This window comes from Culicoidibacter larvae (assembly GCF_005771635.1).
Lineage (GTDB): Bacteria > Bacillota_I > Bacilli_A > Culicoidibacterales > Culicoidibacteraceae > Culicoidibacter > Culicoidibacter larvae.
Genome location: NZ_VBWP01000012.1, coordinates 1 through 25,102 on the forward strand (window position 1 = coordinate 1; position 25,102 = coordinate 25,102).

Here is a 25,102-nt window from a genome sequence, read left to right on the forward strand (position 1 = left end):
AAGTCCTGTCATCCGCACCAAGATGTAAAAAACCCTGTATTATACAGGGTTCTTTTTTATAGTTATTCAAATTGGCGGCAGATTGGCGGTAATTTATAAAAATAATCGAATATTGACAGGTGAAGTCATTAGTACTGCATTTCTAAGTTTTTCGATGCTTTCCTGATCACCTTTTTTCTCAAGCCAAGACTCTAACAATATATAATTAATAGTATTGATTTTTCCAAGCTCTCTGTCGCCGCGTAAATACTTACCTAAAGTGCTTGCATTAATCCCGCTTTCTTTTCCGAGTTGGTAATATGTGATACCATGCTTATCCAAAATCTCTTGCAGTTCCATATTGACCGCTCCTTTCAATCTCTTAATCTTGCAAAAATAGATCACTTACTATATAATAGAACGTGTAAGGGGCTTACGCCCCAAACACTAGCGTTTGCGTTTTTTCTTACCTAATTTCTTTAAGTTAATGATTGCGATTATTAAATTAACTATTGAAGTGGTAAGGATTAACGCTTTTTCTATTATACCCACATATTACACCTCCTCTCTACTCTTATAATTATACACCTATAGGACTATAAAGTCAAGCGTTTTGATGAAATAACTAAAATAAAAAGCGAGCTATCAAAGCTCGCTTTTTGTATTATTTAACAAGTTCAAAGTTTGGATAATCCCAAATATTATAGCCTTTATAATCGCCATTAGTATTGACCCACCCGTGTGTACCGTTTTCTAATGATAATTTTACCCATTGGCTCTTATATCCTGAACGTTGTTCATCAGCATATCCGAGAACTGTATAAGACAGTCCTTTTGAGCCGTCTTTTCCTTTGGTTCCATAATACTCTGCATTTATGTATCCAATTATCTTAGCTCCAACTTTTGGTTCCTGGCGCACCACTATGGTACCTTTATCTTCTCCGGCTTCCTGCCAGTCCCAGTATAAATTAATAAAGCCAAGTTTAGAAGCTGGAGGCTGCGGTTTACTTTCACTACTTCCGCCGCCATCAAGTGTGTAGGGGATACCAAGAACCTCGCAGATTGTTTTTACTTCCGCTTTAGCTAATGCGTGCTGATTATACCCTGTGCCATCGCGGTCTGCAGTATTAGTAATAAATCCCAATTCCAGTAACCCGCGCGGAACATCATCACTATCTCCATTAACCATATCTAAATCACATCGCTCTTTGTTACCATTCCAAGGAGTCCCAGTAATCTCGGTAAATCGTTTCCCAAAAATATCACCAAATTTTTTTATCAGAGCGGGATTTTGGCAATAACACATGTGCCCGCCGCGGGCATTTGCGTTTGTAGATCCGTCCATGTGATGGCTCAAGACTAAATCATAGCCATTGTTAATCCAATGATCATCGATATCCATTTCATGCTCAGTCAGCCCGAAGCGATAACAATTAAAACCACCATTCTGATGAGCATAGTTTTCTACTACTGAGGTATACTCACGCATGAGTTCCTCTTCATTACGGCCTCCGCCGCCGGCACCAACAGTGCCATAGTGACTCGTGAAAAGTGCTACTGTTTTCATAACTACTTACCCTCTTTCTCATTATTTGCTTGTTCTGCTTTTATAGTTTCTTGAGCTGCTCTAGCCCCGTCCTTTACTGCACCGCTGCCTATATAGGCACCGATGGGAGTAAGAACAGCCATTATAAACGTCGCGTTTTCAGCAGTTAGCTGTAACTGCCCAATTGCAATGGCCACCACGGCAAAAGTTATCGCTAACGCTAGTAAGATAACTGCAATTTTACGTGCTGAGATATTTTTCATATTGCCACCTCCTTTCATTTCTTAATATCGTCTTTTACTAATGCCATAAGCACTTGATCCATTTTATCGTCAAGTTTATCAACTTTTGCATCAGTTTTTTCTTGGTTTTTAAAGACTGTTTTCACTTGCTCAACAAGTGTAGTAAGTGCTTTATTGTCATTTCGGATCGCTGTCATTTCATTCAGCAGCAAAGCATGACTGTCCTCATGTTTTTCAACGTACCGGAGTAATTCCTCTCGTTGTTCACGGATATCATCTTTATTTTGAACTGCCTGCTTTTCTAACAAAGCTATAGCTGTCTTAGAAGTATCCTCAACTTTTGACACTTGACTCTTTGAAGTAAGTAAAGCAGCAACTACGGAAGTAACAGCGGTAATAAGCGCTATAATAATCCCCTCTGTAAGTGTCAGCATTATTTTATTCCTCCTCCCGCTATAATCTCATCCAGCAAAGCCACTGCTTACCTAGCTGGTCGGTGACTAATACTTTCATGGTGTTTTTATATAAATGTACTGGGCTAACCCATTCGTCTAGCCAGGTAACCGCATTAAAGGTCTTGCCATCTAATCGAGTTGTCGTGATTTGGGTTTTACACCCTTGGTCACTAAACATCGGCTGCCCTGCTTTTATCCTAAACATACTCCCGAGATAAATGCCTAACTTAGTGCTATTCTTATCCCATTTGGAAATATCAGTGACATATTCTATTTCTGTCACATTTTCACCATCGCTGCCACCGGTACCACTACCGCCTTGTTGGAGAATGTTGTATGGGTCTATTTTGTCCTTAGAGTTATTACTACGCCAAACTTCAAAATGTAAATGGACCGGATAGTCGCCTCCACTAGAGCCCTCAGCTCCGATACGAAAACCCTCAGACACCTTAGCCCCCACAGATACCTCAGCTCTTGAAAGATGCAAATATCGGTGCATTTGAGAACCAGTCCAAATACGGACCTCGATACCAGCATTGCCGTTATGTCCTGCGTGAACGACCTCGCCGCCAGTTACCGCGTAAATTGCGGCTCCATCTCCCCCTACAACATCAATGCCGCCGTGGCCTTGGTAAGGGGCGGGTATAGCACTCATACTATATCCATACATCCCTACCCAGTCCTTGACTCCGTTCCCCCAGGTTCTATTATCGAATGCGCCAGTAAAAGCAACTTGCTTTTTGTGAGCTTTACTATAAATCTGCGGCATTATGACCAGCCTCCTGAGTTATTTCCGACTTTAACAAGTCCTTTATTGGGTTTCCATTCCAAATTTTCATTTGCAACCCACGTACGGATACCTCGAACCCAGCCGACCCCATCAATATAAACTCTTGTGTTGTTCACATAATCTAAAACGATTGTCGAGCCATATTGGATTTTGCTGCTGCCATCAAAGTAATTACCACTAATCTCCATACGAATATTTAGCTTGGCATCTAGCGGGAGTCCTGTAAGTATTGTCGAGCCTGTAGAAGTTAATGCGCTAACATTAACCGCCTTAATGATAGTAGAGCTATCAGAACGGCGCACACATATCTGTGCAAGCCAGTTCTTCAAATTCCCCATATTTCCGGCAATACTTGACCAGCTTACTATTGCTTTAGTAGGGTCCGAGGCATCTCTAACTACTGAAATCGCTGGCACCGTCACTGCAGAATATGTTGGGTATATTTCCGTAGATACCCCTGCGTTATAAATTACGCCATCGTGGTAAGTGTAGACTAACTCAGTTCTAACCTGATAACGTGTATTTCTACTTAATCCTGTGAAAGTCCGCTCACCTGCAGTTGTTAAATCGTCAGTATAAGATTGGAGATTATTGTTATTTCCGTAATTCCTCAAACCTAGGTTATTTGTATATGACGCATTTCCCTTATTACCAAAACCACCGAACCATGCCGTTTTTGCAGATGTCGCTGAAACAGATGAGTTCACAACGGTCGGGTTAGTTAGAGGCGAATAATTCGGATAAACATCAAAGGTTAGTGACCCTCCACAGATAAAAGGACCACTTGAATTACTTGGCACCATTCCAAAAAGTCTACTATATTTCGTATTAGCTTCCATACCAGTAAAACTAAGTGTACCGCTTTTAGAGGCGTTTGCTGTCTGTGCATAGGCACCATTAATCAACTGATAACTCAAGCGTTCAGATTGCGGAGTGTCAAGTCCGGAGTAAGTTACATCGCGCGAGCTTGTCGTAGCAGCACCTAACGCGAGTTTTCCTCTATCAAACCGGGGATTGTAATAAGTAGCCGTATTAACATCGACCCTATTCCCCCAGTTGGGCCAAGAACCCCCACCCTTATCATAGGTTTGTATATGCGCATCAACTGCGAGTTGCGCCCCCTGTCCAGGACAACCACGATTTGCTGTTTGAGTCCACTCTCGATTATATTGGCTAAGTTGACCATAATGAGTCCACTCTCCACTTACCCAACCCCAAACAGATACAACCTGACCGTCATTATTCCATACAGAAGAACTCGATGTATTAAAGCTAAATTTAAATACAACATTGTCGTAACCTCGTGAATGTGTCCAGCCATTTACCCATACATACGCCATTATTGATCACCTACAATCTGACCCGTAGAAGCGTCAATGTAGCTATTAGTTGGATCCTCATAAGTTCCCTGCGCAATTGGTATCATTTGAAAAACATTCAGACCGTCCTTAACATCAAGCGCTTGCACCAAAGTGTAAGCCAGCGGGACTATTTCAGATATTTGGAAATCTTTACCTACAGATAATGTGGCGCCCCGTATATTATTAACAAAACAGTTTTTTAGAACTTCACTATTGCTGCCTTTTACACTAAAGCTCGTAACCTCTTGAACAGATTGTTCAATGTCTTTTTTACTACTTTTATTAACCAGCAATGCAGTGCCCGTACCGGTTCCTTTTTTTACCGTTAAATAATAGCTTAAATGGTCAAGTTCAAAAATCTCCAATACCTCTCGAAGCGCCTCGCCCTCAGTACTCGCTAAATGCGAACGTTTTACAGACACGTTGCAGACAAAGTTTTTTGCAAGAGTTTTGGGAAGCTCCTGAGCAATAGAATTGAGAAGCTCGTCGCTCTCGGCTCCGATAACGTGAATTACAATATTGTGTGTATCCATATACTTCTCACCTCTCTACAAAATCTCAATATAAATTTGTCCAGGAAACGCTGGAGGTTCAATAGGCGCACCTTGACCATATAAAGGCAGCATTCGCAAGATTATTGCGTCGACTTCTCCTTTGGTGTACACTGTTTTGAGTTTGTCATCCACCTCTGTTTTTGTATATCTGTTGTTAAACTCAGTAAGCAAATCCTTACCCTGAACATTTACCGGGTAATTGAATGCGGCACCCGTGTTATTAAATGAAACTGCGACATTGGACTCGTTGATTAATCCGCCTTTATAAAACTTCAAACCAGCATGAGATAAGCTCAATACACAAGACTCGTTTATATCCTTTATAGTGATATTTCCAATATGGTTTTGCTTGATATAGGTTTTCCCTAAATCTTTCACCGTATTATTAAGAACGTTATAGGCAGTATCAATTTTATCGGAATTCGCATTCACTACATTTATTTGGTAGTAGTCACCTTGATCAGGTTTTACTAATTTTAGATTTGGTGTTTCTGTCGCCATATTCCCACCTCCTATAATGGTTCACGACGTGAATAGATTTCTTCATGAGTATAATTTGATAGTTGCTGATGAGTAAGAGTTATCAAATCCATGTGTCGTCTAAACGATTGAATAAGTACAGTATTTAAGTGCGCAGGGGTCAGAGTATTCAAATATAAAATCAAACTCTCTATTCCCATCGGTACCCCGATTTCAGTAAACCGAATTTCGATATTCGACTCGGCTCTATTAAACACGCACTCACAAGAGTATGATGTGTATTGCAATACAATACGCTCTATTGATTTGGTACTTAACTTACTAAATCCAGCAAGTAGTTTTAGTATTTCCCGCTTTCTTTCCTCCAAGGGCCAGTCTGGGTGACTTACATTGAAAGTCTCTTCCCAAAGCGGAACCGTACGCTCATTAAGTAGCCGAACAAAATAAGCATTATTTACAGTTAAAAGCTCCTCATTTATCTTTCTCAGCTCCGTATCCTCAACTGAGTATAGTTTTTGAAAATCAACTATTGAGTTTGTGAAATCAGGGACATAGTTGCTAAGTTTCATCAGACAATCACCTCATAACTAGTTAGAGCGATAGCTTGTTTTGCTGAAATCTCAAGATTAGAGTTCTTAACTCCATTGATAGAAACCTCATCAACGCTGATAACAAGTTTATTATCATCAACAATCTTTGCAATCTCGTACCATTTAACAATGCGCTCTGCATTAGCCTCTCCCTGAATGTACTTCTCAATAAGCACACGGGTTTGTTCAATTATCATCGGTAACTTGCTTGCCTCTGTAGTTTTGACCTTTACAATTATGTTTAGATCCAACTGAGTTAGAGTAAACACTTTTACGACTGCGCCTATAGGTGCCTGACCTAGCCCGCTACCGTCAACCGTTGGGTCCAAATATTCTTGAAAGGCTTGAATAAGCTCAGCATCGGCTGCAGCCCCACTATCATCAGCTATATACACATTTACGGTATTGATATTGTCCTTGTCCTTTTCTACATAAACCTCTCCGATACCGGGAAACTGGTCAGCCCAATAGATATATTGAGATACATTCCCATCAAGGTGAGGGCGCTGTATAAAGTCAAGCGTCCGAGCTCTAAGAGCCTCATCAGTTTCTTCATCAATAGCCCGTTCAGATATCTCTGATAGGTAGCTTACTGTAAGGTTAGAAAAATAATCAATCGGGATTAACACCCCCAACACATTACCTTTTTCTCCTACTTCTTCCGCCTCAAGTTTATAGCGGTTGACTTCAATCGTGTCCCCATCACCGTAAGGTGCTTTATCAATAAACGATACAACCTTAAAATTAATATCAGAATTTTCAACTGAGAACCGAGTCCCTATAGGTATTTCCGCATTGAAACACCCAATCCCTACTGCTGCAGTTGCTCGTATACGGTTTACTCCCAACTGAAAAGCCAGCTCGGTCAAGTACTCACCGAAAGAAGTCTGTACAAACCCGCGAGCAAGAATATCATTAGCATAAACGTATAGCTGTGCTAACTCACTGGCAAAAGGAGCCAGCGCATCATATATCAAAGAACCGGGCCGCTTATCAACACTATTGTCGATATTCTCTAAGGCATCTTGCATAATTTGATTTTTAGATTTCACTGTATATCATCTCCTTTACAAATTGACCAAATACGCTAGTAACTTGAAAGATGACGGTGACTGAGTCTTTTGCAAAACTAATCTCAAAATTATCAATCGACTCCACGCGGTCATCGGCCTTTAGGGCGTCAGAAATCCGGGTCTTGATTATTTCTTTGTAAATATCACGGTCCACATTTTCCAAACCCGAGAGCTCGACACCAAAATTATGATCATAAGCCAAAAACTTGTATCTCTCTGTGCTTAAGATTTTCTCAATAGTCTGCAACAGTGCATCTTTATCACTGATTTTCTCAACTAATCGACCATTGACTATTGCGTATGTGATGTTACCAAAGTCTCTTTTTTCTTGGCTCAGTTGCATTTCAGGTAGCATATCTAATCACCTCCAAAATTGTGTATAATGAATTGTATATTTTTGGCCACCCCAGTTTTTTGTCACCCACACCCGGCAACCTAAAGCGCCTGGCGGGATTGACTGGCTGACCTCGATAAAATACTCTTTGATTACCAAGTTATTATCCAATTTCAACTCTAAGGGTTTTACGCTGCTTATTACCGCCTGCATACCTATAGTTGGCTCAGCCTCACTGATATAATTGGAAATGGCTTGCTTGAATACGTCTAACATACCAGCCATAATCACACCACCTTTAGGTCTACGACCATTTTATGCGTGTTACCGGTAAATGTATGTTTGGCAGCTTCGATGATATACACGCCATCAATTCCGGGAGTAGATAGCTCCACTTTGCAGGCTCTACCGGCTAAAAATGAAGTGTTGCCAAAAGCTTCTAGCGTCAGAGTTTTATTCACTCTATTCTTGAGCCCTAGCAACGCCCGCCCATACTCATTAATTTGAGCAGTGTTAAGTTTTTCATCAACTGTCTGATACTCCAGTAAGCGACCCCATTTTTTTATATTATCCGAGTCCTTATAGATATAAGCTGCCCGAGTATTTTTATCCTTATCCTCCTGAACGAGTTTAACTTCGTTCTTTGAGTCGTCGATACTCCGTTTAAATTGATATTTATTAGCCAAGCTCCCATCGCCGATAATAAAATCAATGATATTATTCTTAATCTTTTTAAATGTCAATGATCCAAAAACATCCTGAAAGCTATACATTTCCCCAGTGTTTCTAACTAGGTCATCTACATATCGCATAATGATATCCAATACCTTTTTATTGTCATGTATCATCGGTTGATGCTTATATGAGGTGTTTTCAAGCTCTCCGGTGCGTAAGTTAAAATCACGCGCAATAGCTTTGATGACCTCTGGCGCATAAACGTACTCGAAAGTATAAGTTTCATTTGTTAGCAGGTATTTGAGCTGGTCCCGAAAAATCAGTTTTGTACTTTTTCCATTGTCGTCATCATTAACAAACTGATACCCATAAAACAAACCAACACCGTCAACCACAAACGAAATCGGACTCCCCTCAGAAAACGGCAGAGCCTTATCATAAAGAAGCTCAACAGCAAGCTCATTTCCGGCATTCAACTGAGTATCTAAAGAAATAGAGGTGACAATATTTGATAGCTCAAGTATCTCACCAGTATTATTAGATTGGTAAATTAGCTCTATCATTTATTATCACCTCGGAATTGTTAAAATTTGTCCTGGATAGATTAATCCGGGCACTTTAATTAGATTTTTATTGGCATTATAGATTTTTTGGTATTGATCACCATCGCCATAAAATTTTTGTGCAAGCATCCATAGGTTATCCCCGGATACAACGGTATAAGTGGTAGGAGGAGTATAGCTACTATTTCTCACTGTAGTGCTTCCTGCGCCAGTTAGACTCAGCTGCCGAACGCTATAGTTTCGGTATTGCTTAAACTTGGCGCTTAAATAGAAGTCCCCCTCCTCTCCAGCTCGTTCCGTGACACTTAAACTTTCAATCAGCCATAGAGAGTCAATACCTTTATTGATAAATTGACTGATAGCAGAAGTAAACACAATTTCTACTGGTTTTTTTGTATCATGAAATGCCTGGAGCAGACGGGCATAGTCGATTGCCTGATAGTTGCTATTGCTCACGCACATAACATCTTTCAGCTCAAACTCTTGCAGTTCCCGTTGACCGTGGACATTCACCTGTCCTAAATTGATAACCTCTTTGACATCATTATTGCTCTTCTCTGAGATTTTAATCTCTTCCGGATTAATATATAACGTAAATCCTACTCCGGCGCAGCTGATGTAAATTTTATAATTATTTCGCATTACATTTCTACCCCCGCTCCGGACGCCTTACGTGACATCTCATTGGTAATCTGCTCAGCCATATCTTTCAACATCTTATCAGTATCCTGTTCAGTCTGATTAGTTATAGATCCAATAGTAATAGCTGGCGTGATATTAATCAGGTTTTGCTGGAACTGTGCTTTTGCATAGTCCTCAAGCACTTTAACAAATTCATCAGAGATTTTCACCTCGTCGTTAATACCGTCAAGATTTCCACCGTTGACATAAGTGTCAAGAATGTCTGAACCTGATGTTCCTGGTAGTTCTCCCGAACCTTTGCCGGTAACCATATCGATTAATCCGCCAATACCATTTTTAATTGACTCAGCACCATTTTTCCCCCAGTAAAATCCGTCAGAGTATGCTTTGTTCGGATCCGCCCAATCATTAGACTTATTACCACTAAAGTCATGGTCTGTAGCTGTCCAGTATCCAACTTTCTTTTGGTCCCAATATCCATCTGTCTGACCTGCTAGATTTGACTTGGTATCCCAAGTATCAATTTTGCCAATATCAACGCCGGGGATCATATTGATTGCATCGATGAGCCAGTTGACCATGTTAATGGCCACATTGACACCATCAATAAACGCATTAGCGATTGAGTCAGCTATTGTAGCCATTCCCCAAGTTATCGGCTTTAAAACATAGTCAATAAAACTATTCCAAAGCCATATAAAAGCATTAACTACCTGAGTCACTGCCCAACTAAACGCGTCAGCAATCGACTCGCCGACATCAATAACCGCATTCCAAATCCATGTAAAGAAGTTCCATACATAGGCCCACAGCATATTAAATGAGCCGGTTACTGTCCCTAGAGCATCACTCCAATAAATCAAAGCTATTACAACCGCTGCGATAACTACTATTACTGCAATGATGGCTGCAACAATCCAAGTCAGCGGGCAGGCATACAGGGCAGCGTTTAAACTAGTCTGTGCTGCCGTCATAATTACTGTAGCAGTTGCCCAAATGCCGTCAATTACGTTACCAATAGCCTTTATAGCATTAACTGCCAACATCGTTGCTTTGAATAGCAGTAACCCAGCTACTAGCGCACCAATGAGAAATACCATAGGCTCGATAATATTTTTCCAGCTTTCCCAGCTTTCAATTACACCGGCAAAAGCATTTGTTGTGATATCAATTAAAGTTAATACTAATCCGACTACTTGACCGATAATATTACCAATTGAATTGATGAAATTTTGACCATCCTCGCTAGTAACCCATTTATTCCATTTATCAATAAACGGTTGCAACTTCTCCAACATTCCTTGCATTCCTTGCGCAAAGAACGTTTTTAAGTTTGAGAATAGCAGCATTGCCTGGTCGTATGGGTTTTTCATCATGTCGCTCATAGCGTCAGTAGTCATACCCATACCGTTTAACAATTCATCCAACATATCAATAGTTCCTTGAATATCACCAGAAGCAGCAACGTCGCGAATACCACTATTATTAATGGCTGACCTGCTAATATTGAACCGTTCAATTAAACTTTGAAAATCACCTGTAACAGCCTCTTTTACTGAGAACCCAGCACCGCCAAGGCCCTGCCCGGTGGTGTCAAACGCGGCAAGCCGTTGAGCTAAATTATTCATCTGATCTATTTGCCCAATATTCTTAGTAGTTGCCAAAAAAGATTGCGTGTTTTGCGTCATATCTTCAAAAGCAAACGGACTTGATGCTGCTTGGTCTTTAACATGAGTAAACAGCGCCGTGCCGGCCGCTTGGTCCTTTAAAAGCCCCTGAAAAGCTTTCTCAGTTTTAGCTTGGTTAAACATTGTCAACATACCATCTTTGATAAAACTACCCATTGCAGCAATGCCACTAGTTGCCATATTCGCTAAAAAGGCTCCTTTGAATATTGAACCCGTCATTTTAGCAGCCTTACCTGCTCTTTCAGTACTCTTTGTCAGATTATCCATTTCCGACACCGATTTTTTGATGCCCTTTGTGATTTTGTCATATTCCTGTTTATCGACTTTACTAAGCGACTTATCGACTTTTTTGGCAAAGTTATCAAGCTTCTCCATATTTTGGACCATGCGCTTAATCTGAATACTGACATTATCAGTCAAGGTCATTGTATTTCTAATCGCCATAGCGTCACCTCTATACTTTCTTCAAAGCTTTACTCTCAGCATCAATAGCCAGGTCTAAACTGGCAATAATGAATGCTTTAGAGCGCTTATCAAGTTCCGCCCAAGCGTTTGGCATAATATATAAACGTTGGAGCGCGACGTGGGCATATTTTGCCTCGCCGTCGTCACCCCGAATTAGTTTTTTGCTTCATCAACCAGCTCGGTAATATTCTCATCCATACCTACAATAGCCTCAACTAAAGTGTTGAACTCATTTGCAGTAAGTAGCTTATCGATAGCATCCTCCGCTGTCGTAACTTCGAGAGCATCTTGGAACTCAGCTGAGTTGACATCCGGACTAACCAGTCCGACTTTTAGCGCCTCAATACCAAACGCAATAGGGTCCATATCTGCAGCTTTTTTACCTTTTGGTGTCGCAGCAATTCGGATACGTTTAAGTTCGCTGGGCCGAAGCTCACGAACTACAAACACTGCATCCGGACAGCTTTTGAAAGTAAATTCCTGCTCTTTATTCACCTTATTAATAAATGCGTCAAATTTTCCCATTATTATCCCTCCACAGTTCTGTCTTTAAAGATTTCGATAATACGCATACCATCAGCAGTAAAATCAATATTTCGTTCAAGTGTTTCTTCTGCAGTTGCGTCCAATCTACTTAAATCGATTGAGTCCGGCAATACGTTCTCGTACAAAACTGATAGCCGCCCTGAAGTGCTCGCCATATCTGCATTATTAACAGTTACGTCAAAACTTGGTTGGTGCCCTTGTTCAATGAACTCTTGAACAATTTGGACCATGTATGGATCGTGAAAGTGCATAGTTAATGAACCGGTCAATTTTGCACCAGTTGCCTTATTGGCTACAATCACACGACCAAGTTGTGGAATTTGTGTTTTAGTAAACTCAATTTTTGCCTCGAACTTGGTAACAGTTGCAACAGTGTAGCGCTTACCGTTACGGGTAAAAGTTACGCTACCCTCTTTAGCGGAAACAGTATCCTCGACAATACTTTTTTTCGCTGCAAAGAATTGTAAATTCATTTTCATAGCTTTAGCCTCCTTACCCAACATTTACAGTCAGATATAATTTTTCGACAGCATCAGTCACCTGGATTGCGATATTACAAATCACACTGTCTTTTGTTTCACCAGGCAACACCTGAACATCATCCTCACGGAAATTTTCAATTGCCTGAGCCGTTAATAATTCTTGCATAACAAGCAAAATATCTTGTTTGAGCAACCCGCGACCATCTGCATCATTTTGAATTTTACCAATGAAGTTGGTTTCAAAGTTGTATTTGATTGAACGTTGCAAAAAGTCAAGCGTCCGAATTACAGAGTTTTTAGAAAAATATTCCGGTAAGTCCTCTGTATAAGTAGTTAAACTATTAATATCATTCAAGATAACAACTCGATCATAACTGCGGATAAATATCAAGCGCCCTTTATTCAAGAAATCGATTTTCTCATCATCAGTATAGCCACTTGCCTCAGTGACTCCAGGAACAACTTTATAAGTAAGAGTTTTCCCTAATGGAGCACCTGCCATAGCTCCCGCAACAAAAGCGGCCCCAACATCTTGAGATAACCCACCAAAACCATTTTCAACAACAGTAATTGCGGGGTCATTTACTTCGGTATAACTTCCAATTGATGGAAGCACCAAAACAACATAGTTACCACGAGAACGTTCTTCTAGGATATACTCCTTGAAAGTGTTACTAAGCACTTGGTCTTGGAACGTATTTACTAATACATAGTAATCCAATTCTGCAAGGAGTGAAGTGAATAGTACATAGTCAGCAACTTGAACCTGGCCATTTTGTCCGCCAGCTAACAAAGCTGGAGCTGTGTCGACTAAGTCCTCATTACTTCCAAGCTTAACATCAACATATTTATTGGCTTTAACCTCAGATGCGGCATTAACAACTTGGATATCAACCGTTTTTCCATTAAAGTATGTTGAGACTTTTACACCTGATGCGGTTGTCTCCATACCTACAGAAATTTGATTTCCACCAACGCCTGCATATTTGGCAGTAAACTCGATATCACCAATAGTATTTTTGGCCTTTTTCCCAAATCGTCCGACCCGACAAGCCAACACTTCTGAGGTATTCATCAGTGCGTAATACAAGGGTTTTATCTCTTCTAACGGAGCACCGAACAAGGCTAAAAAGTCAGTATCTACTGTTACCTTAATAACTTCCATTTCAGGTCCATAATCAACCTGTATAGGCATTGCTACCGTTCCAATCCCGGGGCTTTTCTGTGTACGCGTATCAACGCCTCGAACATTGATATACGCACCTGGTAATTGTTTATTATGAGAATTAAAATTTCCACCAGCCATTTATTTTACCTCCCTTTGGAGTTCCTTATCAAGGATCTCCTTTGCTTCTTCCTCTGAGTATGTCTCAGAGCAATTTAAGATGTAACGTAATAGAAAACGATACGGATAAAAATCAGGTAAAGTGCACAGTTTTGATACAGTGTACTTTTTTACCTTAGTCTCATTTGTGTTTGCCATCTACGTCTACCTCCATTTCATTCATAAGATTTTTTTCAATTTGCTGTACATAATCCCGTTCTAATGTAAACGTGATTTTTAGATTTTCGCCATCGGTTTCGCACTCAAGGTTATCCACCCTGAATATCCCGCTGATAATATCTAGCCCATCACTAAGAATTTCAGCAACCTGGTCATATTCATCCTCTTTATTTTCGCTATCACTAATATAAGTAATAACAAATAGAAAATGCCGAGAATATCTCAAGCCAAGCCGCTTCTCCCTAGTGTTTCGCAGATTTCTAACAATAAAAGCTGGAGGGCTAAAATCTTGCAGCGGCGTGCTTCGCCATACTTCTGCATTGGGGAACAGTTCTTCAAACTGAGCCACCACAGCATCCTTTATCTCTGATAAGACCACAATATTATCCCTCCAAATCTTTAAAATAGTTGTCATAGAATTTTTTAGCTGCTTTCTCCATATACTGACGCATTTCGTCGTCAGTTCTTTCGACAAAGAAGAAACCCTCTACCCAAGACCCATCAAGTGCCCGATGCCCATTATTAACAAACAATGCGTATTCCATATTATTGAATACAGAGGCGTATGTTTCATTGAAAACCGTTTGTGCCTTTTCGGCCATCCACATTTTTCTTAACATCCCAGTGTCTACATTTGTGCGCTTTTTAATTCGACGAATATATAACATAACGATATGGTCTAAGAACAGCTCTCGCGCCCGGTCAATTTGATCAGCTTTAAGTTTCAGTTTTTCAATGTGGTCTGTTAATTCGCTAAAGTCACAGTACTTACCCATTTTGAATACCTTGCAAGATAATTTCTTGATGGGTATCATATACAACCGGCTTAGATGAAGTCCTATAGGCTAACAAAATGCCATTACCTTTATCAATATCAAAAACATCGTTAATTTGCACATCGTACTCCGGCGAGATAAACAGCTTTGCTTCAATGACAGCCCTTGCTTCCTCCGGAACTGTCTTAATCTTCTCAGAAAGATAACAGGGGGCCAGCTTATGTACTGGTGTGGCTTGCCCGTTCGATTTTCCAGGCTTACCGGTTTCGGCAATTCTCCTGCTAATGGTGCAAGTATGGAAGTACATAAGTTCTATTCCCTCTTTGGCCTCTAAAATTGCATTACGCATTTTTATCACCTGTTTCTTTAATAAAAAGCCCTGGTTTACGAAACCTATTTAAATCAATCACATAATTAAGTACAATGGCGTCCACTAACTTCGATGACGAAGCTGCAGCAGACCCCAACTCCACAGTTGTATCTCCGACTTTAACAGTCTTAGGTACGTTTGTGCCTTTCTTAGGGTTCATGTAATTGTTTAGGTCGTACATCATTCTCACTATCGTTTTTGTCAATCGAGCGGGAATATCCTCACGATTACAATAGTCTAGAACTCGGTATATGACCTCTTCCAGCAAGTCATCGAAATTAAGTTTTTCCTCTTCGGACAGACTCTCAATCTTTAACCGTAGGCAATAAGTTTCTTGGATTGCTTGGTACATTTCAGGAGTTAAATAATCATTCACGGAAAAACCTCCTAATCGAGAGGGTTTTCGCCCTCAGTTTTATCGTCCCCAGCATCTCCGGCATCTTCACCGTCGGTGTTACCTTCTTGTGCTGCAGCGGCTTCTTTTTCAGCTTTTTCACGAGCTTTCTTTTGGGCAGCTGTTTCCTTTGTTGGCTCCTTGACCGTTTCAATTTTGTAGCCTGCAGAAGTAAAATAAGCTTTTACTGCTTTCGAGATGTCTTTATCTTCACCCTCGTGCACGCCATCTTTAAACTGTAGCCCAAATATTAATCCTGAATACTCCTTATTAGGAGCTGTGATTTTAATCTTCATGGTTATGTCCTCCTTTAGGCAATTTTGATGCCACGTAATACCGCAGCTGATTTAGTAGATTTCAATGCAACACCGGCAACCATTTCCATAGCACCCTCATACATTGATCCAACCACTTCGCTCGGATTCGGCAAATAAATATCTAAAGGGTTTGACTCTGCTAAAGATACTCCGTGGAACCCTTCATTTACATCAAAGTAAGCAGCATACAAGTCTGTTTTCCCTGCTGTGACGCCAACCACTGAGCTGGTGCCGGTACCATTGTAGTACTCACCTAAGTCAACTAATGGAATATTGTCATAAGCATCAACAGTTGTACCGAAAGCAGTCTCCACTTGTGAGAAGTAGCCACTTTTACGTGCTACAGCTTTTAACTTAGCAATCATTTTCGAGTTACCCATAATCATGGTAGGTCGGTTGTTCATAAGTCCAAGCCAATTATCCATGATTTCCATGAAACTGAAATAATTAGCTTCTAAAGTCAAATCTGCAGTAGTCTGCATTTCAGTAGATTGTCCGGTAAGCATTTTGTTCAATCCATCGAAGCTATCAGCTTTAACAGCTGCATCGCCATTGATAACACCCCAGTGGAATTCATTAGTGATCGCTTTACGCTTCTCAGCAATTTGGAAATCCAACTCATCGATAGCTTTTGTGCTTGATTTCATGATTACACGGTCAAGTTCAATACGTCCACCTAAAATAGCCAGTTCAACACTTTGTTTTTCGCGTTTCGCTTGAACAGGTGTATAGTCCGCATTAATTGCGCGGTATCCGGCAGTTGACGGAGTTTTTAATTGAGTGTATGAATAAGTTAATGTGCTCCCACCTGTTCCTGGTGTTACTGCATCATCGAAAGTCAGCGCATCAAGTAAAACCGATCCGCGACGAAAATCGTCGATTACATTCTCGACAATCTTGTCATTTTTGTTAATGTTAGCTTCTGCTAATGTAATAGCCATTTAAGACCACTCCTTTAAAGTTATTTCTTGAAAAATTGTGCTTTCAGCGCATCCTTAGTCGAGTTAATCGTTTTCTCTCCTCCGGAAGTCGCTTTCGGCGGTTCACCACCCACGCGCTTAACAACTGCTGCATTAACCGTTTTGGTCCATAGAGTTTCAAAACTGTCGATATTCGCAAGTGTATCTGCTTCTGTGTCAGTGACAAGGTAGTCAAGCATCTCAACCGGCAAATCCCGCTCGGTTAAAATACCGATTGCTTGTTTTGAGATTTTCTCCCGTTCACGCTCAGCTTCCAATGCTGCGATTTTATCTTGCGCTTCTTTAAGTGCCAAATCTTTCTTTTGGTCCTCGTTAAGCCCTGCAAGGTCTTTTTCGCGTTGCTTTTCAGCTGCTAACTCAGCTTTGGCTTTGTCGTAGCCAGCTTTCTCTGCTTTCGCTTTTTCGGCTGCTACAGCACTGTTCAGCTGGTCGCGGGTAAACGTCTTATCAGTTTTATCGTCAGCACCCTTATTATCATCATTATCTTGCGACTGTTTGCCATCTGCGCCTGTATCAGCGTCTTGGCTTCCTCCATTGTCGCCACCCTGGTCTGCTGCGAAAAGCTGCAAGTTCATTTTCAATCGTGTTAGTTTCTCTAACATATAAATCTCTCCTTTTTACGCCTTATGGGCAATTTCGCAGTTTAACGGGTTGCCCCCCAAATCTATGCTATCGATTGACCTTTGAGCCAATCGTTATAGCTCATTGAACGAATATTTTTGGCACGACTGCCTGGCATTTTCATTACCCGCATCTCAGGTAAATCAACTAATGGCTTCACGACCGGAAGAGTTACTGTTCGGCAATAGCCATGAAACGGTGGAGCATTCACACCAACCTCTCGCTTAGAAACCGGAAAAACAGAATTATCCATATCTCTACATTTTTGCGATGTTTTGCTATCTAGCGTTGCAAGGTTCTCGTATTCTTCAACGCTGAACTCTTTATACGCATTCTGAGCTGCCTCATCCGCAAATAGAGTTGTTTCAGTAATAAGCAGGCGTTTAGCATTACTCTTACTGGTGTTAAATGCCTTTGATAGCTCGCCTGCCATCGCATCTACATTTTTTCCGCCGGCCATAATGTTATTTAATGCTGAGTTAATCTTTTTAGTCAGCCTCCCGGCATGATCATCGCCCCAAATACGAGTGCTGTAGTTTTTTCCAAACGCTTTTGTTTGCATAACACTGTCAAGCATCTCGTCGGTCAGCTTCGCGTACTGAAACATTTTTCCATAAGTTTGGTGAAACCCGTAAATGTTCCAGTAATAGCTGTCCTTATATGTTTCGCGAAGCATAGCCTCGATGTTTCTCTCAATATTGCCGTATCTCTTCACAAGTTTTAGAGAAACCTGTGTACGCAACATATCAAGCCGGGTAATCCGTATTTTGATACTAATTCGATCTAAAATTTGCTTCTGTCTAAGGTACGCAGCCTCAGTTGCAAAGTTCTCTCTAAGTGAAAGAGCTTTGAACTCTTCAAGCGAAAGGTTAAACATCTCCATTTCCTTGTCAGATAGCTGCTTATAGGCTTCCGCCTTTGTGATACCGTTCTCGGTACTGTAGCGGGAATAAAATGACTCAATCTCTTTAGTGATATCGTCATGCAAGAGCTCAAGCTCAGCATTATTCTTTTTGTTTGTTGCCTGAGCTTTCTTGTTGTTTATCTGCTCCAGTTCCAGGGTTCTCTGCTGCCAGTACCTTTTGGTCTTGGTTTTGGTCCACATACTCATCAGGACTGTCCTCCTCTTCTTCCTGTTTAGCGTCGATTTCTGCTTGTGCGTCATCGACAAAGCTCAACAGGCTTAATAAGGTATCAAGTGGTAAATACGGCTCCAAGGCATTTATCAGATTTGCCGTTTCGATATCATTAGCTGGAATATTAAAAGTGAAATCGACTTTGATGTAGTTTTCATCGTAGAGTGTTTTCTCAGTAATATTCATTAATGCCGCAGTACAAGCAATACGTTCGCGTAGGAATACCTCAAAGTGCCTTGCTGCGCGTGAAACGATTGATTTTAAGCCAATGAGTTTATACCCCATAGCGACGCCGCTCGAATTACCGGCAAAGTTCTCATCAGAAGTATCCGGTACCATTGAAACCTTGTGGATGTACATATCCAGTCGCTTTTTAAATTCTTCGGAGGCACTACCGCCGTCGCCTTTTTCGATAAATCCTGCTTTCATACCATCAGGAAGTTGTAGAGCTCTTGCTTCCATCATTTGCTCTAGATCCTCTTGGGTCATACCTTGGCCGCCCTCGATATAGAAAAGGGCATCAGCTAGATACTCAAAATTGTTCAGAGTCGTTGTCTGCATTTGGTTATTAGCCTCAATAGGTGAAAGCACTGGCTCGAACACGCTACGTCTCCGAGTGTTGTTTTTACACTCCCGCATTCGTAACTTACCTTTGAACGGATTTGGTCTTGTGTAAGTCTCATCGAGAGTAATTTTCTGCTTTTTAAGAACGTATCGCTCTTCTTTCTCGTAATCGCAGAAGAATAGCTCGCCATTACCCTTATCATTCCGGGTATAACGAATGCCGTACAGTGGTTTCTGTTCCACGGTATCGTCATATACAAGAAAAGCGGTCTGTGGATCAAGCGGGACATATCGGTGTACGACCTCACTATCTCCAAACTCGTTACTAGCCCAGCTCAATTCAAAAGCAGTACCATAAGCCGCTGCATAAGTTGCGATATCTTCATTGACGATATCGTCCTCATTCAGCACGGCCAACCGTTGAACCATCTCAAGCAGTTTGTTCTGAGCTGCTTTTTTCTCTGAAAGGCTGTATGCAACTGGGCTACTCATGTAAAAACTTGTTTGAGTATTAGTCAACAACTCCGGATAGTTGATAATAACAACACTATCCGATTGGCTTGAACCAGTTGTTCCTGAGTCGATTATTGAGCCGCCATCAAGATACTCCTTGAGTTGCTTGAAACGTTCAGCGTTTCCCGCTTCATGTTCTTTGAGCCAATCCTCAATTACTTTAGGGGTAACCATTGTATCAGCTGATGTAATAATCGGCTTAAATTGCTTTATCTTCACATTTATAGATCGCATCTGCTAATATCTCCTTTTCAAAATAGATTTTTTGTTGAACACTGTAGCTTTTGGCGCCGGGATGATGAAATCCTCAACGGCATAGCGCACAGCATCAGGTATATGGTTAAAGTCGTCAACAGGCTTGTTGATAACTTTCTCAAATTTATCTTTATCCCAGCTATAATTGCTGAACTCGGTAATTGCGTTGACACAAATTGGATGTATCCATATTTTGAAGTCTTGCAGGAACTGAATACCATTGAGTATTGAGTCTTTACCTTTCCGGGCACCTTTGATACGGTTTAGGCCCGAACGCCTCAGTTCTTCAATACTCTTAGGCTCAGCACTGTCCGCAGTAATTTGCTCTTTTGTGTACCCCATGGACTCAATCGCTGAGTATATCTCACTGTTAAGCATTCCCTTTTGGTACATCTCATCAAATATCCATATCTGCTTGCTATCAAGGTCAATAACCAAGATTGCAAAAGCACTTGGGTCATTGGTGTATCCGAAATCCAGTCCCGCTACTACTTTAGCGTTTGGATATTCTTTGAGTATCTCCCGATAATCAAAGGTTTTCTCCTCCCAGTTCTCGAATATTAATCCATCTACAATACCCCAATTCCCTAATCCAGCAACTTGATACCTGCGTGGGTTATTCTTCTTCATACGTTCAAATACGCGTAAATCAGCCTCGTCCAGGAACTCATTACAAAGATAATTAGTGGTGATCGCCATCACATCAGGATCCTCAACATCGAAAAATCGTGCTTTAATCCAGTGTCGCTCATTCCAGGGGTTCATGGTAATAGTAATCTGTTTGAACACTTCACCCTCACCACGGATAGACTCATCAATTTTGTCAAAGTCTTCCTCGCTTAGAATTTCGTAACCCTCTTCAATCCATAACCAGCACAGCTGTCCTATAGGTACAGATATTGAGGTTACTTTTAGCGGGTCATCCAAACCACGGAACAATATCTTTTGCCCGGTATGTATATTGGTAGCTTCCAATGGGCTCACTGTAAAAGTCCACTCGGCGTCAAGCTTTAATCGACGTGCTGCCCAAATTAAATCACTGTAGCAGCTATCTTTAAGTGTCCTAAACGTTTTCCGAATAACTAAGAGGTTTGCTGTAGGGTATTCTTTAAGCCGGAGTATTTGGTTCAATGCTGTAGTTTTGGATTTCTTAGAAGCCCTCGAGCCTTTTGCTACCCGGTACCGGCCTTTATATTTCCAAAAGCGACCGTAACCTTTACCAACAATCTCCGTGAGCTTGATTTCAGTCTCTTTAGTCGTCGGGGAGATCATTAACAATCACCACCGTGCCCTTAACATCCTGCTCAACACGGTCCGTATATAGCGCGTAGCCTTTCCCTAATAATTCGGCTGCTTTATTCCTATCTGACATTCTAGGCTTAACCTCGATAATTTCTGTGCGTTCAGTGATAATCATGCCGCCACCTTTTTGGAAAGTCTTGTCTTGCAGTTTGGTTACCTGCTCCTCAAGCTCTTCGCCACGCATCACTCTAGTTAAGTACTCCCGTATCTCGACAGCATCAGCAATCCTCTCTGATTGCATCTTCTCAAGTTGTTCCTGGATATATTCCTGAACCTCGGGACGATCTAAAACCAAATATCCTTGCTTACGTGCATTCTTTGGCGCATAACCGGCAAATAGTGCAGCCTCTTCTTGACTACAGTCGCCAGCCAGCCATCTGTCTGCCAGCTTCTTATGCTGTTCTTTGATTTTAGCCACTCTGCACACCTCCCTGCGTATTTGGCTATTAAAAAAGACCCACTCTCGTAGGTCTTTTGTATGTAATTCTGTACAATACTATATTATCACTTTATTTGTAGTCATTCGTAGGCATATTTTTTGATTTATCAGCTATTTTTTTCATCGCTCTACGCTTCTTACGATAGATGTCCTGTTTAGAAATATCCAGTAATTGCATTGTTTCCGTGCTTATTTGCGCAAGAGTTTTACGATTTGAGTAAAAATGGAATAATATGGCCCAGTCAATATTGTCGTCCAAAAGATTTATTAATTTGAGAAAATCTCTACTTGGTGCCAACAATTTCTCCTGTTTTTCTTCCAAATCCACTATTTCATTGCCAATGCTTTGCAAACTTTTACTATCATATTGGCGTAAAGTCTTCTCGCTTGATTGTGCATAATACAAGCGGGACCGCATTTTCTCAAGCTGCGCACCTATTTTCAAAGCCTCACCCATTCGGCTGCGCTCTGTTTCCATCACCGCTTTAACTTCTTCGTATGTCATTATCCCACTCTCCAAACAATTACACACTCGGGCTCGCTTTCAGCTACGCGTTTACTCTCAGTGATTTTGTGATCACCGAAGATATCTTTCCGCTTCATCCGGTAGTAAGTACTTCTCTTAATGCACACGTTCCCGTATTGATTGTATGTGGCGGTTGCCAATTCAACAACTGAGGGCTCGCGCGGTGCTAACACTTTTTTTTGTTTTGTTTGCATCCGAAAAGACTCTTCGCCTGGAAACTCCAATCCTAAACTGTTAGCCAATTTCTCTACAGTTGATAACCCCGGAGAGCTAGAACTGTACCAAATCGATGAAAGAAATGGGGCGGAAAAGTCTTTTGCAAAAGCCTCAACAAACTGCTGCAGTTTATATCTTCGCTTTAGCTCAAATAATACCTCCCCGTGCCAGTAATTATTTAACTTAACTTTATTAATCACTTGAGCCATTTATACCGCCTCCTTTATTCGTTTTTTGACTGCTTCAATGAGTTGCTGCTGGTTAATGTCTTTATTTTCAAGGGCAGTTAATACATCCTCGTCAATAGTATCCTTGGCAACAATATGATTGATTATAACCGTTTCTTTTTGGCCTTGACGCCACAAACGGGCGTTTGCCTGTTGGTATAGCTCCAGGCTCCAATTAAGCCCAAACCAAACAATTATATTGCCTCCTGATTGCAGATTTAATCCGTGCCCCATACTAGCTGGGTGGACCAATAATAATTGTATATCTCCATTGTTCCATCTAGCGATATCATCATCACTATCCAAGGTACATGGTTCCATCTTGTCAAAATATTTCCTAAGCTTCATCAAATCATGCTGATAATTGTAGAACACCATGACCGGCTGACCTTGTGCCTCTTCGATAATCTCTTCTAATGCCTTAAGTTTTTCATCATGAATATCAATAACGTTCTTCTCATCATCATACACAGCCCCATTGGCAAACTGCAGCAGTTTGTTTCTTGCTGCCGCCGCTGCTAAAGCGACTATATCCGCATTATCAACCTGTAATATCTGATTGCGTTCAAACTCTTTATATTGCTGCATAGTCTTATCCGGTAAATCAATGCGGATATAGTTATCTATTCGCTCAGGCATATCCAACCAATCAACTGCCTCCATACTGATACACAACGGCTCAATCTTTTTATGGATCGCTTTATCTGCATCTGGCCGCAGCCCCCACTTGTATACAATATGACCGTTCTGCTTAATCGGAGTGAAGTATCTTTCTCGATATCCGGTTATAGTCTTACCTAAAGCCTCACCTCTATCAAGCAGATAGATTTGCGGCCAAAGGTCAAGCAGCCCGTTGGGTGCCGGCGTTCCAGTCAATCCAACAACACGTTTGCTTAATGGACGTACTTTTCGCAATGATTTAAACCTCTGAGATTTTGCACTCTTAAAGCTTGAAAGTTCATCAATTACAACCATATCAAAATCCCAGTCCTGTCCTAATTCATTAACTAACCATGTGACATTTTCTCGATTAATTATATATAAATCGGCTTTTTTTCGGATAGCCGCTTGTCTCTCCTTAACTGTTCCGATTATTTTGGACACAGTGAAATCTAAATGGTCCCATTTATTTATCTCATCAGTCCAGGTATTTTTTGCCACCCGCAGCGGGGCAATGATTAACACTTTTCGGACACTGAAATAATCGTACATCAGCTCATCAATTGCTGTAAGGGTTGTAACGGTTTTCCCTAATTCATAAACCCATATCTAAAAATAGCCCTGCTTGATTATTGTCTAAAATATGATCTAGTGCTATTTGCTGATATGGGTGTGGTTTAAATTCCATTACTTACCACCTCCCGATTTTGCTTTGTCCAATTGTGCATGATGTCTTGCGTGTTCTTCTTGAGAAGAAAACACCATTAAGTTACTTGGATCATTATTCCTCTTATTTTCATCAATATGATGCACTACTTCGCCAGGGTTAAGTGGTCGACCTAGCATTTTTTCAGCAATAACTCGATGTTCGTGTCTACCGTGGAATTTCGTGTATGTTTTTCCTTGTCCTGTTCCAAGCTTTGCATTTCGTAATTTTGTTCGCTCGGATTGAGTCATGCCACCAGGTTGGTTGACACGTTTTGAAAGATTGTCCTCCCCCATTTGGGCTCGGCGACATTCTTGACTACAAAAAGTACGATTGCCTCTTGGCTTACCTGGGTAACCCTCAAAAGCTATCCCACAGCGAAAACAAACTCTCGTTCTGTCATATATTCGTCTCATTTACATCGCCTCCAACTTCTCAATGAAATAATCTATTTTTGTTTTTGTATTCAACACCAAGGCGCAACAGCCTTGCTGATTAATTTGATTAATTACATAGTCCTGTAACTTCCGGGTTTTCCCGGTTGGCCGTTTCACTTCAACAAACCAAACTTTGCCCTTATACAAGACTATCCGATCAGGCACCCCGTTATTTCCTGGACTGACCCATTTGTAACAGAGCCCGCCTATATTTCTTACCTGCTTCATAAGGTACTTTTCTATTTGACTCTCAAGCATGGTTGCTACTCACCGTCCGTATATAAGATTGTTGCTGTACGTACAAGGTAACCATTATTATCCGATGTTGTATCTACGTGCAAATCGATTATGTTCTTACCCTTGGTAAATTCATTGATTTCAGCTTCCAGTTTTTTAATGTAGGGGTTAGCCAATATTTTTACTTTCATTTCAAACATCTCTCTTTCAAAATTGTTTGTAACAATGTAACACGCATGCGCGTATGCGCACTCTCATGTGGGTATTAGGCGGAAATATATGCATATTATCTGCCTAATAGGTATTTAATTTAAATAACGTCAAAATATTGTTACATTGTTACAAAATACATTTTCATTATGTATAATATGGGGTTTTAGTGTAACAATTAATTGTTACAAAATGTTACATTGTTACAGCATGTAACAATATATTGTTACACTTACTAAAATTGTTA

Annotated in this window: 34 protein-coding genes and 1 pseudogene; all 35 read right to left on the bottom strand. The window is 40.8% G+C overall.

Translation table 11 applies throughout. The features are described from left to right. Positions 1–93: 93 nt before the first annotated feature. Positions 94–339: a helix-turn-helix domain-containing protein gene (locus tag FEZ08_RS10720; protein ID WP_138192229.1), complete on the bottom strand. Its 246-nt coding sequence runs from the start codon at positions 337–339 to the stop codon at positions 94–96. 304 nt (positions 340–643) lie between these two features. Continuing rightward, positions 644–1,546, bottom strand: a complete 903-nt coding sequence (locus FEZ08_RS10725; protein ID WP_138192231.1) for an N-acetylmuramoyl-L-alanine amidase — start codon at positions 1,544–1,546, stop codon at positions 644–646. Between the two features lie 2 nt (positions 1,547–1,548). Next, on the bottom strand, positions 1,549–1,788 hold the full coding sequence (locus FEZ08_RS10730; RefSeq protein ID WP_138192233.1) for a hypothetical protein: 240 nt from the start codon (positions 1,786–1,788) through the stop codon (positions 1,549–1,551). A 14-nt stretch (positions 1,789–1,802) separates the two neighbouring features. Beyond that, a complete protein-coding gene (locus FEZ08_RS10735; protein WP_138192235.1) occupies positions 1,803–2,201 on the bottom strand; it encodes a hypothetical protein in 399 nt (132 codons plus the stop codon). A gap of 19 nt (positions 2,202–2,220) precedes the next feature. Beyond that, positions 2,221–2,991 carry a M23 family metallopeptidase gene (locus FEZ08_RS10740; RefSeq protein WP_138192237.1) on the bottom strand — a complete coding sequence of 257 codons (771 nt, stop codon included), beginning with the start codon at positions 2,989–2,991 and terminating at the stop codon, positions 2,221–2,223. Continuing rightward, on the bottom strand, positions 2,991–4,352 hold the full coding sequence (locus FEZ08_RS10745) for a hypothetical protein (RefSeq protein WP_138192239.1): 1,362 nt from the start codon (positions 4,350–4,352) through the stop codon (positions 2,991–2,993). The genes FEZ08_RS10740 and FEZ08_RS10745 overlap by 1 nt, the downstream gene beginning before the upstream one ends. Then, the gene (locus FEZ08_RS10750) at positions 4,352–4,906 is read right to left on the bottom strand and encodes a hypothetical protein (RefSeq protein ID WP_138192241.1); all 555 of its coding nucleotides are present in this window, start codon (positions 4,904–4,906) and stop codon (positions 4,352–4,354) included. The genes FEZ08_RS10745 and FEZ08_RS10750 overlap by 1 nt, the downstream gene beginning before the upstream one ends. Positions 4,907–4,921: 15 nt before the next feature. Continuing rightward, on the bottom strand, positions 4,922–5,428 hold the full coding sequence (locus tag FEZ08_RS10755) for a hypothetical protein (RefSeq protein ID WP_138192243.1): 507 nt from the start codon (positions 5,426–5,428) through the stop codon (positions 4,922–4,924). 11 nt (positions 5,429–5,439) lie between these two features. Beyond that, entirely contained in the window at positions 5,440–5,976 is a 537-nt protein-coding gene (locus tag FEZ08_RS10760; RefSeq protein WP_138192245.1) for a putative phage tail protein, read from the bottom strand. Beyond that, positions 5,976–7,049, bottom strand: coding sequence for a baseplate J/gp47 family protein (locus FEZ08_RS10765; RefSeq protein ID WP_171015043.1), 1,074 nt, complete (start codon positions 7,047–7,049; stop codon positions 5,976–5,978). Before FEZ08_RS10765 ends, FEZ08_RS10760 begins: the two co-directional genes overlap by 1 nt. Next, a complete protein-coding gene (locus FEZ08_RS10770; RefSeq protein WP_138192249.1) occupies positions 7,039–7,425 on the bottom strand; it encodes a DUF2634 domain-containing protein in 387 nt (128 codons plus the stop codon). The genes FEZ08_RS10765 and FEZ08_RS10770 overlap by 11 nt, the downstream gene beginning before the upstream one ends. A 6-nt stretch (positions 7,426–7,431) precedes the next feature. Further along, positions 7,432–7,689: a hypothetical protein gene (locus tag FEZ08_RS10775; protein WP_138192251.1), complete on the bottom strand. Its 258-nt coding sequence runs from the start codon at positions 7,687–7,689 to the stop codon at positions 7,432–7,434. 2 nt (positions 7,690–7,691) lie between these two features. Further along, a complete protein-coding gene (locus tag FEZ08_RS10780; protein ID WP_138192253.1) occupies positions 7,692–8,642 on the bottom strand; it encodes an XkdQ/YqbQ family protein in 951 nt (316 codons plus the stop codon). 6 nt (positions 8,643–8,648) lie between these two features. Then, a complete protein-coding gene (locus FEZ08_RS10785) occupies positions 8,649–9,284 on the bottom strand; it encodes a LysM peptidoglycan-binding domain-containing protein (RefSeq protein ID WP_138192255.1) in 636 nt (211 codons plus the stop codon). Then, positions 9,284–11,416: a phage tail family protein gene (locus FEZ08_RS10790; protein ID WP_138192257.1), complete on the bottom strand. Its 2,133-nt coding sequence runs from the start codon at positions 11,414–11,416 to the stop codon at positions 9,284–9,286. Before FEZ08_RS10790 ends, FEZ08_RS10785 begins: the two co-directional genes overlap by 1 nt. A gap of 174 nt (positions 11,417–11,590) precedes the next feature. Then, the gene (locus FEZ08_RS10795) at positions 11,591–11,962 is read right to left on the bottom strand and encodes a phage tail assembly chaperone (RefSeq protein WP_138192259.1); all 372 of its coding nucleotides are present in this window, start codon (positions 11,960–11,962) and stop codon (positions 11,591–11,593) included. Positions 11,963–11,964: 2 nt separating this feature from the next. Next, positions 11,965–12,462 (bottom strand): phage tail tube protein, encoded by a 498-nt coding sequence (locus tag FEZ08_RS10800; RefSeq protein ID WP_171015044.1) that lies wholly within the window; start codon positions 12,460–12,462, stop codon positions 11,965–11,967. Positions 12,463–12,475: 13 nt separating this feature from the next. Beyond that, entirely contained in the window at positions 12,476–13,771 is a 1,296-nt protein-coding gene (locus tag FEZ08_RS10805) for a phage tail sheath C-terminal domain-containing protein (protein ID WP_138192263.1), read from the bottom strand. A gap of 160 nt (positions 13,772–13,931) precedes the next feature. After that, positions 13,932–14,348, bottom strand: coding sequence for a phage tail terminator family protein (locus FEZ08_RS10810; RefSeq protein WP_138192265.1), 417 nt, complete (start codon positions 14,346–14,348; stop codon positions 13,932–13,934). Between the two features lie 4 nt (positions 14,349–14,352). Next, positions 14,353–14,745 carry an HK97 gp10 family phage protein gene (locus tag FEZ08_RS10815; RefSeq protein WP_171015045.1) on the bottom strand — a complete coding sequence of 131 codons (393 nt, stop codon included), beginning with the start codon at positions 14,743–14,745 and terminating at the stop codon, positions 14,353–14,355. Next, entirely contained in the window at positions 14,738–15,094 is a 357-nt protein-coding gene (locus tag FEZ08_RS10820) for a hypothetical protein (RefSeq protein ID WP_138192269.1), read from the bottom strand. The genes FEZ08_RS10815 and FEZ08_RS10820 overlap by 8 nt, the downstream gene beginning before the upstream one ends. After that, positions 15,087–15,491: a head-tail connector protein gene (locus FEZ08_RS10825; protein WP_138192271.1), complete on the bottom strand. Its 405-nt coding sequence runs from the start codon at positions 15,489–15,491 to the stop codon at positions 15,087–15,089. Before FEZ08_RS10825 ends, FEZ08_RS10820 begins: the two co-directional genes overlap by 8 nt. Positions 15,492–15,502: 11 nt before the next feature. Further along, on the bottom strand, positions 15,503–15,805 hold the full coding sequence (locus FEZ08_RS10830) for a hypothetical protein (RefSeq protein WP_138192272.1): 303 nt from the start codon (positions 15,803–15,805) through the stop codon (positions 15,503–15,505). A gap of 14 nt (positions 15,806–15,819) precedes the next feature. Next, positions 15,820–16,767: a major capsid protein gene (locus tag FEZ08_RS10835; RefSeq protein WP_138192274.1), complete on the bottom strand. Its 948-nt coding sequence runs from the start codon at positions 16,765–16,767 to the stop codon at positions 15,820–15,822. Between the two features lie 20 nt (positions 16,768–16,787). Further along, positions 16,788–17,408, bottom strand: coding sequence for a DUF4355 domain-containing protein (locus FEZ08_RS10840; protein ID WP_138192276.1), 621 nt, complete (start codon positions 17,406–17,408; stop codon positions 16,788–16,790). Between the two features lie 62 nt (positions 17,409–17,470). Continuing rightward, complete coding sequence (locus FEZ08_RS10845; RefSeq protein WP_171015046.1) at positions 17,471–18,538, bottom strand: minor capsid protein; 1,068 nt, start codon at positions 18,536–18,538, stop codon at positions 17,471–17,473. Then, entirely contained in the window at positions 18,432–19,874 is a 1,443-nt protein-coding gene (locus FEZ08_RS10850) for a phage portal protein (protein ID WP_138192279.1), read from the bottom strand. Before FEZ08_RS10850 ends, FEZ08_RS10845 begins: the two co-directional genes overlap by 107 nt. Positions 19,875–19,877: 3 nt before the next feature. Continuing rightward, on the bottom strand, positions 19,878–21,167 hold the full coding sequence (locus FEZ08_RS10855) for a PBSX family phage terminase large subunit (protein ID WP_138192281.1): 1,290 nt from the start codon (positions 21,165–21,167) through the stop codon (positions 19,878–19,880). Next, positions 21,148–21,624, bottom strand: a complete 477-nt coding sequence (locus FEZ08_RS10860) for a terminase small subunit (protein WP_171015047.1) — start codon at positions 21,622–21,624, stop codon at positions 21,148–21,150. The genes FEZ08_RS10855 and FEZ08_RS10860 overlap by 20 nt, the downstream gene beginning before the upstream one ends. Positions 21,625–21,706: 82 nt before the next feature. Further along, positions 21,707–22,141, bottom strand: a complete 435-nt coding sequence (locus FEZ08_RS10865; RefSeq protein WP_138192284.1) for a hypothetical protein — start codon at positions 22,139–22,141, stop codon at positions 21,707–21,709. Beyond that, entirely contained in the window at positions 22,141–22,587 is a 447-nt protein-coding gene (locus FEZ08_RS10870) for a hypothetical protein (RefSeq protein ID WP_138192287.1), read from the bottom strand. The genes FEZ08_RS10865 and FEZ08_RS10870 overlap by 1 nt, the downstream gene beginning before the upstream one ends. Further along, positions 22,588–23,953 (bottom strand): annotated as a pseudogene (locus FEZ08_RS10875) (SNF2-related protein). Next, positions 23,953–24,387: an HNH endonuclease gene (locus FEZ08_RS10880; protein ID WP_138192289.1), complete on the bottom strand. Its 435-nt coding sequence runs from the start codon at positions 24,385–24,387 to the stop codon at positions 23,953–23,955. Before FEZ08_RS10880 ends, FEZ08_RS10875 begins: the two are co-directional and overlap by 1 nt. Then, positions 24,388–24,666, bottom strand: coding sequence for a PDDEXK family nuclease (locus tag FEZ08_RS10885; RefSeq protein ID WP_138192291.1), 279 nt, complete (start codon positions 24,664–24,666; stop codon positions 24,388–24,390). A gap of 5 nt (positions 24,667–24,671) precedes the next feature. Further along, on the bottom strand, positions 24,672–24,836 hold the full coding sequence (locus FEZ08_RS12230) for a hypothetical protein (protein WP_171015048.1): 165 nt from the start codon (positions 24,834–24,836) through the stop codon (positions 24,672–24,674). Positions 24,837–25,102 lie beyond the last annotated feature (266 nt).